5 protein-coding genes are annotated in these 6031 nt (G+C 74.0%); 3 read left to right on the top strand and 2 right to left on the bottom strand.

From position 1 onward, the window contains the following. Positions 1–384 precede the first annotated feature (384 nt). Entirely contained in the window at positions 385–948 is a 564-nt protein-coding gene (locus tag ACFXAM_RS05950; RefSeq protein WP_380287807.1) for a universal stress protein, read from the bottom strand. Between the two features lie 131 nt (positions 949–1079). Then, positions 1080–1766 carry a TetR/AcrR family transcriptional regulator gene (locus ACFXAM_RS05945; protein WP_380287805.1) on the bottom strand — a complete coding sequence of 229 codons (687 nt, stop codon included), beginning with the start codon at positions 1764–1766 and terminating at the stop codon, positions 1080–1082. Between the two features lie 70 nt (positions 1767–1836). On the opposite strand from ACFXAM_RS05945, the gene ACFXAM_RS05940 reads away from it, so the two are divergent. The 3 genes from ACFXAM_RS05940 (at position 1837) to ACFXAM_RS05930 (ending at position 6005) form a co-directional block, all read left to right on the top strand. Then, positions 1837–2463, top strand: coding sequence for a DJ-1/PfpI family protein (locus ACFXAM_RS05940; protein WP_380287803.1), 627 nt, complete (start codon positions 1837–1839; stop codon positions 2461–2463). A gap of 471 nt (positions 2464–2934) precedes the next feature. Continuing rightward, entirely contained in the window at positions 2935–4458 is a 1524-nt protein-coding gene (locus tag ACFXAM_RS05935; RefSeq protein WP_380287801.1) for a carboxyl transferase domain-containing protein, read from the top strand. A gap of 332 nt (positions 4459–4790) precedes the next feature. Beyond that, positions 4791–6005, top strand: coding sequence for a DUF11 domain-containing protein (locus tag ACFXAM_RS05930; protein WP_380287799.1), 1215 nt, complete (start codon positions 4791–4793; stop codon positions 6003–6005). Positions 6006–6031: the final 26 nt, after the last annotated feature.

Below are 6031 nucleotides of genomic sequence, written 5' to 3'. Positions count from 1 at the left end.
GGCCCTTCCGACCTTGGAGCGCCAGGCCCGGGTCGCACGGACTCTCCCCACTGAAAGTGGGACGTGCTCTGGTAGCACCACTGACGCCTGACGAGGAATCATCTCCCTCGCGACAGGAAGAACACTACCAGCCCGGAACACCTGCCCGAACCACGGGCAAACCCCCGACAACAACCCACCCCGCACGCGAAAGGGCCCGGCACCTGAAACAGGTACCGGGCCCTTCCGACCTTGGAGCGCCAGGCCCGGGTCGCACGGACTCTCCCCACTGAAAGTGGGACGTGCTCTGGTAGCACCACTGACGCCTGACGAGAGATCATCTCCCTCGCGACAGGAAGAACACTACCAGCTCAGAACGGGTGCCCGAACCGGACCGGGGCGCGGTCAGGCGGTGACCGTCAGGCGGGTGCGGGGGTGGCGCCGCAGGGCTTCCAGTTCGCGTTGGAGCGGCGGCTTGGGGACGGCGAGGACCGGGCAGCCGGCGTGCCGGGTGCAGTAGGCGGTGACGGAGGGACGCAGGGCGCGGGCGAGGGCGCCGCGGCTGCCGGCGCCGAGGACGAGGAGGTCGTCCGGCCGGTCGGCGCAGCGGACCAGGGCCTGGCCGGTCTCGCCGCGGACGGCGATGCTGCGCAGCCGCACGCCCGCCCAGGCGCCGCCGAAGGCCCGGTCCAGGGCGTCGCGCAGCCGGGCGGTGGCCGCGTCGCGGCAGGCGGAGAGGAGCGGCGGGCAGGGCGCGCGGCGGTAGCCGAACTCACCGCCGGCCGGGGTCCAGCAGTGCACGGCGAGGACCTCGGCGTCCAGCCGCCGGGCCTCGGCGACGGCGCGGTGCAGGGCGGCGAGGCTGCCGAGCGAACCGCTGACGCCGACGACGACGCGGCCGCGGCCGTCGTCCTCGGGCTCGCGGGGTGTGCCGGGGAGGTCTGTCCGCTCGGTCGGCTCGTCCGCCATGGTGCTGTCCGTCCTCAGGGGTGGTGGCCGGTGTCGTCGGGTCCAGCCAAGCCGGGGAGGACGGGGACGGGCGGTTCGTTGACGGAGCCCTGACGCGGGCGGGGCCGGTCCGTACGGGTTCCTGACGCGCCCTACGCCGCGCCGGGCCCGTCGGCCTCCCAGAGGTCGGCGAACATCCGGTCGAGGTGCTCCTCGCCGATCGGCGGGACGGGCAACGGGTGGGCGGCCCGGGCGCGGAAGCCGTCGAGCAGCAGGGCGAGGTGGCGGCGCCACAGGTCGGGGCGCAGGTCGGCGGCGGCGGGCAGGGCGCGGCAGAGCGGGCCGAGCATGAACAGCAGGTCCATGGTGACCACGTCGGCGCGCATGCTGCCCTGCTCCTGCGCGCGGGCGACGAGCGCGCCGACCGTCACGGCGTTGCGCCGGCTGATCTCGATCATCCCGGGGACGGTCGGGATGGCCTGGGTGACCAGGTCGTTGATGCCCCGGTCGGCGGCGACCACTTCGAAGATCCGCGCGAAGTAGTGCTCGATCGCGCTCCAGGCGTCCTCGGCGGCCAGCGCCTCGGCGCCGGCTTCGTCCAGCAGGTGGGCGGCGTCCGCGAAGACCTCGCCGATCAGTGCCTCGCGGGTCGGGAAGTGCCGGTAGAGGGTGGCGTTGCCGACGCCCGCCTCCTTGGCGATCTGGTCGAGCGGCACGTCCAGCCCGTGGTCCGCGAACAGGGTGCGGGCGGTGGCGAGCAGCAGATCGCGGTTGCGCTGCGCGTCGCGCCGCAACCGCCCCGGGGGGTTCGGTCCGCCGCCCGTTCTGCTCGTCGCCATGCCCCGACCCTAGCAACCCGGGCGTTTATTCCCGGACGGAAGCACCGGGACCCTGCTTGAATCCGGGGCCATGGACACCAGCACCCAGGCCGGCGGGCCGCCCGGCCGGCTCCGCCAGATCGCGATCCTGTTGTTCCCCCGCGTCGAGGAGTTGGACGCCATCGGCCCGTGGGAGGTGCTCGCCTACTGGACGCGGAACTTCCCCGAGGACGGCTGGCGGGTGTCGTGCGTCTCCCGGGACGGCGGGCCGGTGGAGTGCGCCAAGGGACTCACCGTGCAGGCGCACCACTCGTGGGCGTCGATGCCCGCCCCGGACGTGGTGGTGCACCCGGGCGGGCAGGGCACCCGGCCGCTGCTCGCGGACGAGGAGCACCTGGCGCGGGTGCGGGAGCTGGCCGCGTCGGTGCCGCTGATGACCAGCGTCTGCACCGGCGCGCTGGTGTACGCGAAGGCGGGTCTGCTGCGCGGGCGGCCGGTCACCACGCACCGGGCCTCGCTCGACCTGCTGGCCGAGCTGGAGCCGACCGCCGAGGTGCGGCGCGAGGACCGGTTCGTCGACGACGGGGACGTGATCACCTCGGCGGGGATCTCGGCGGGGATGGACATGTCCCTGCACCTGGTGGCCCGGCTCGCCTCGGTGGAGCGGGCCCGGCAGGTCCGGCACGGGATCCAGTACGACCCGCAGCCGCCGGTGTAGCCGGGCGCGGGCGGGGCAGTGGCCGGGGCCGGGGCCGGCGGGGAGTGCGGGAGGTCGGCCCGCGAGGCGGTGCGGGAGGCTCAGGTGCAGACGTCGCGCCCGTACTCCTCGCGGCTCGGCCGGAAGTCGTCCGGCCGGTCGCGGCGGAGTTCCTCGTAGCGGCGCACGAAGACGTCCAGCGCCGCGTGGAGCGTGCAGCCGGACGCGTCCGTGATCGCCTTGACGGCGCGGACGATCCGGCGGTCGAGGATGTCGCGGTCGAGAACCTCGCGGTCCAGGCTCTCGGGCAGGTCGTCCAGGCGCCGACCGTACCCGCGGGCCCCGTTCCCGCGCCGCTCGATCTCGCCCGGGGCGCCGCGGCGAGGCTGTCGGTCTCCTCACACCCGGCGCCCAATCCCCCTGCCCGCTCCGCCCTCCGCCTAGGGTGATCTTCCTCGGCGCGGATCCGGATCGGGCGATGGGGTGGAACAGATGGGCGTTTCCCTGACGGCTCAGCAGTTGATCGGGCTGCTGGTCGACCCCGGCAGCTACCGGAGCCGGGACGAACCGGCGGCCGGCGACCCCGCTCCCGCCGACCCCGGCTACCGGGCGAGCCTCGCCCGGGCGCGGGAGCGCACCGGCGTGGACGAGGCGGTGCTCACCGGTGTCGGCCGGATCGGCGGGGAGCCGGTGGCCCTGGTCGCCTCCGAGTTCGGCTTCCTCGGCGGGTCCATCGGCGTGGCCACCGCCGAACGGATCACCCGCGCTGTGGAACGGGCCACCGCCGAACGCCTCCCCCTGATCTCCCTGCCGGTCTCCGGCGGGACCCGGATGCAGGAGGGGTCGGCCGCCTTCCTCTGCATGCTGCGGATCACCGCCGCCGTCCAGGCGCACCGGGCGGCGGGCCTGCCCTACCTCACCTATCTGCGCAACCCCACCATGGGCGGGGTGTTCGCGTCCTGGGGCACGCTCGGGCAGCTGGTCCTCGCCGAACCGGGGGCCCGGCTCGGCTTCCTGGGCCCGCGCGTGTACGAGGAACTGCGGGGCGTGGAGCTGCCGCCCGAGGTGCAGCGCGCCGAGACGCTGGCGGAGCGCGGGCTCGTCGACGCGGTGGTGGCACCGGAGGAACTGCGCGAGGTGCTGCGCCGCTCGCTGTCCGTCCTGACCCGCCGGGCGCTGCCCCCCGCCGCGCCCGCCGTCTCACCCGCCGCCGCGCCCGCCACCGCCGAACCGGCCGAGCGCCCCGACGCCTGGCAGGCCGTCCTCCGCACCCGCCGCCCCGACCGCCCGGGCACCCGCGAGCTGCTGCGCCGCACCGCCGAGGAGCTGGTGCTCCTCGACTCCCCCGGCGGCCGGGACGGCGCCCTGGTCCGCGCGCTCGCCGTGCTGGACGGGCAGCCCGCCGTGGTCGTCGGCCAGCAGCGCCGGACCGGCACCCAGGAGCGCCCCTTCACCGCCGCCGACCTGCGGGCCGTCCGCCGCACCGCCCGCCTCGCCGAACAGCTCGGCCTGCCCCTCGTCACGGTGGTCGACACGGCGGGCGCCGAGCTCTCCGTCCAGGCCGAGCTGGACGGCGTGGCCGTCGAGATCGCCCACTGCCTCACCACCCTGCTCGCGCTGCGCACCCCCGTCCTCGCGGTCCTCCTCGGCCAGGGCTCGGGCGGCGGCGCCCTGGCCCTCCTCCCCGCCGACCGCGTGCTCGCCGCCGCCAACGCCTGGCTCGCCCCGCTCCCCCCGGAGGGCGCCTCGGCCATCGTCCACCGCGACGGCGGCCACGCCCCCGACCTCGCCCGCAGCCAGGGCATCACCGCCCACGACCTCGCCGCCGTCGGCCTGGTCGACACCGTGGTCCCCGAACTCCCCGACGCCGCCGACGAACCCGCCGCCTTCTGCGCCCGCCTCGGCAGCGCCGTCGCCGCCGCCCTCACCACCCTCACCGCCACCCCCGAAGCCACCCGCCTCACCGCCCGCGCCACCCGCCACCGCCGCCTGGGGGACGTCCTGCCCCCGGCCTGACCGTCAGATGAACAGCTGGTCGGCCCCCACGTCGCCCCGCCGGGCCCACGCCCGGCGGGGCGACGTGCTGGGGGCGGTACCGGCGGTGGGCCGATGCCGGATCAACCACCCAAATCAGACACGTCGATAGTTTGTTCACACATGCGACAAATTTCCATGATTCGGTGCTTAACTCCCCTCTCGGGATCAGGTCCCCACTGCCCTGATCCCGGTGCGTGCACGGAGGTCTGACGCCGTGCGCGCCGAAGCTTCCGACCTGGAGGGACGTCCGAAGTGAACTGGTCAAAGCGGATACCCGTATCCATACCGCCGCACGTGCCGGAGGGGATCGCGTGAGCGCCGTGACTCGCCGCCCGGGGCGGCACCGGGGGCGGCCGCGCCGCTCACTCATCGGGTTGCTGGTGATGGCCCTGCTGATCGGAGCAGGCTCCCTCACGATCCCGTTCCTCTCCGCGCCGCAGTCGCACGCGGCGGCGGGTGACCCGTTCAACCCTGCGGACCCCCAGGTCTTCATCGCGCAGGACATTCCCACCCGCCTCTACAAGGCAGTCACCGGCGCGTCCGGCAGTGTCACCTTCCAACCGGAGGGCACCGCCGCCGCGATGGGCTACAACGCCATCAGTTACAACCCGGCGGACAACTACCTGTACGGGATCGCCGCCGACAGCACGATCGTCCGCATCGGGCAGGGCGGTGTCGTCACCCGCTCGGGAACCGGCCTCGCGCAGGGCTGGCCGAACGTGGGCGCGTTCGCGCCGAACGGCAGCCTCTACGCCGCCTGGAGCGGGGGCGACACGGCCTGGCGGATCAATGTCACCACCGGCCAGATCATCGAGACGTTCAAGCTGCCCATGGTGGCGACCGTGTCCGACTTCACGTATGCGGGCGGATTCTTCTGGGGCGCCGCCCCCGACGGCACGATCATGCGGTTCGACCTCCTCGGTGCGACCAAGACGGTCACGGCCTTCCCCTCTCCCGTGAAGGCGAGTGCCTCGGGGTTCGGCGCCGCCTGGACGTTCGGCAACGGCAACATCGGCGTCTCCGACAACTCGTCCGGAACCGTGTACCAGGTCAAGATCACCAATCCGGCGGCGGCGAACCCCACGTTCACCCTCGTCTCCACGTCGCCCGGGCCGTCCAGCGGCAACAACGACGGTGCGGCCTCGGCCGGTCTGCCCACGGACTTCTCGCTCGTCAAGAGCGGACCGGACCTGGTGAAGCCGGGCACCGTCGTGACGTACACACTGAAGGTGAAGAACAACGGGCCCGGCAACGCCAGCGGCTACACCGTCTCCGACACCGTCCCCGCGCCGCTCACCAACGTGAAGACCGCGACGCCCGGCTGCACCGTGGCCGGCAACACGGTGACGTGTGTCGGCGGGCGGACCCTCGCGGGGGTCGAGAACACCATCACCATCACGGCGGACAGCCCCGCCACGATGACCGGCTGCGTCACCAACACCGGTTCGGTGCTGGCCAATGAGCAGGACCCGACGCCGGGCAACAACCAGTCCTCGGTGAAGACCTGCGCCGTGGCCCCGCGCTGACGGTGAAGAAGTCGGCCGACCCGGGC

Origin of the sequence: Kitasatospora sp. NPDC059462, from assembly GCF_042749955.1 — a bacterium.
GTDB lineage: Bacteria > Actinomycetota > Actinomycetes > Streptomycetales > Streptomycetaceae > Kitasatospora.
This window is presented reverse-complemented; position numbering and strand designations above follow the sequence as displayed.